Annotated in this window: 3 protein-coding genes; 2 read left to right on the forward strand and 1 reads right to left on the reverse strand. The window is 64.4% G+C overall.

The features are described 5' to 3' along the window. Window positions 1-1,016 (forward strand): DNA ligase D (ligD, locus tag FJ980_RS30010; protein ID WP_140547234.1); only part of this gene is annotated, 1,016 nt, incomplete at its 5' end. Window positions 1,017-1,093: 77 nt separating this feature from the next. Here the strand turns inward: ligD and FJ980_RS30015 are convergent. Next, on the reverse strand, window positions 1,094-1,768 hold the full coding sequence (locus FJ980_RS30015) for a winged helix-turn-helix domain-containing protein (protein ID WP_140547235.1): 675 nt from the start codon (window positions 1,766-1,768) through the stop codon (window positions 1,094-1,096). 162 nt (window positions 1,769-1,930) lie between these two features. Here FJ980_RS30015 and FJ980_RS30020 point away from each other — a divergent pair. After that, a partial coding sequence (locus FJ980_RS30020; RefSeq protein WP_181181349.1) for an NIPSNAP family protein occupies window positions 1,931-2,068 on the forward strand: 138 nt, incomplete at its 3' end.

Consider the following 2,068-nt stretch of genomic DNA (forward strand, 5'->3'; position numbering starts at 1 on the left):
GTTGGACCTCCGACCGTATAGTACGCCACGCCTCGTTCCAGGGGCTGCGCGAGGACAAGCCGGCGGAGGAAGTCGTGCAGGAACAGCCGAAGGCACCGACAGGCAAAAGCACGGCCCGGGCCAAGCCGGCGTCAAGCGGCGCAACGCCGGCAAGGGCGGCAACCACCACGGTGAAGCTGTCTCACCCAGAAAAGCTGCTGTGGCCCGACGAAAAGATATCCAAGCAGGGGCTGCTCGATCATTACGCGCTGGTGTGGCCGCGCATGAAACAATTCGTGGTCAACCGCCCGCTCAGCCTGGTCAGGGCCCCTGATGGTGTCGGCGGCCAGCGCTTCTTCCAGAAGCATGCCTCGCCCGGCATGCATGACAAGATCGAGAAGACGAGGGATCCCACGGATGGCGAGGAAATCCTGTTCATCCGTGACTTCGACGGCATCGCGGCACTTGTCCAGCTCGGCGTGGTCGAGATCCACATCTGGGGTTGCACCATCGACGAGCTCGAACGTCCCGACCAGATCGTCTTCGATCTCGACCCCGATGAAGGCGTCGACGTGAAGGCGGTGCGGGCGGCGGCACTCGACATAAGGGGCAAGCTTGACGAGCTGTCGCTGCCCAATTTCGTCAAGACGTCGGGTGGCAAGGGCTTTCATGTCGTCGTGCCGCTGAAGCCGTCGGCCAACTGGGAGGAGGTGAAAGGCTTCGCCCATGATTTCGCGCGCGCGCTGGAACAGGGCGCGCCCGACCGCTACACCGCGACGCTGTCCAAGAAGGCGCGCACCGGCAAGATATTCGTCGACTATCTGCGCAATGGCAGCGGCGCGACCACGGTCGCGCCCTACTCGTCGCGGGCCAAGAAGGGTGCCACGGTGTCGATGCCGGTGACCTGGGCCGAGATCGAAGCCGGCCTGCCGCCGAACGCATTCCCCATCGGCGACAAGACGACGCTGAAGCAACTCGCGGAAGCCGATCCGTGGAAGGATTTCTTCAAGAAGGGGAAGGTGTTGAAGCGGGAGTAATCCTGCCCGCATTTGCAGTGCGGCGATCCTTCGCGCCTGTCCCGCCGACGAATCGAGCTGGCAACAGCGCCGATAGCTCAAGCCAAAATCACCTTCTCGAACGCCTGTTTGCCGGGCGGCGAAAAAATCACGGCGCGGCTGTCCTTCTCCCGGCGCGCCCATTTCTCGGTGAGGATCTTGTCGAGGATGGCGGCGCCCAGCGTGCCGGCGAGATGCGAGCGCCGTACGCTCCAGTCGAGGCAGGCGCGGCACACCGGCCGCCGGGCCTTCGCCTCCACATCGATCCCTAGCGCCGCGAAATGCGAGGCGGCCGAAGGCGCCAAGCGGATTTCGCCGTGGTCTCGCAGCAGCAGTCTCCGGTCGATGAGGCGGTCGAGCATCGCCACCGCCTGCTCGCCGGCAAGATGATCGTAGCAGACGCGCGCCACGCGCATCGCCCCGTCGCGCGGGCCCGGCCGCACGCGCCTGGGGCCGATGGTTTCGGCGACGCCGGCGATGGCTTCGATCATTTCAGCCACCTGCGGCCCGGCGAGCCCGTAATAGCGATGCCGGCCCTGGCTTGCCACGGTCAGCAGCCCGCCTTCCATCAGTTTCGACAGATGCGAGGAGGCGGTCGGCATCGAGACGCCGGCCTCAAGCGCCAGTTCGCTTGCCGTCAGCGCCGTGCCGCCCATCAGTGCGTTGAGCATGTTGGCGCGGGCCGGGTCGCCGATCAGGCTGGCGATGCGGGCAATGTCGGGTCCTTCGCGCATAGTTTCATCCCTATCGAAGCATTCTCGCCAGATAATCACTATCCTTCGCTGAGCTCAAGGAGCGCTGATGATGCTCCTGACAGGAAACTGCTTAGCACACCGGCGTGGGCGCCGTTTCGACAGAGATCGAATTATCGATGCGACAAATCCAGGGAGACCGGAATGACCATCACCTGCTTCATCCGCTACAAGATCGATCCGTTCGGCAAGGCCGCGTTCGAGGAATATGCCCGTAACTGGGGCCAGGCCATTCCGCGCTGTGGCGCCGACCTGATCGGCTACTACGCGCCGCATGAAGGC

Source organism: Mesorhizobium sp. B1-1-5 (assembly GCF_006443065.1).
Lineage (GTDB): Bacteria > Pseudomonadota > Alphaproteobacteria > Rhizobiales > Rhizobiaceae > Mesorhizobium.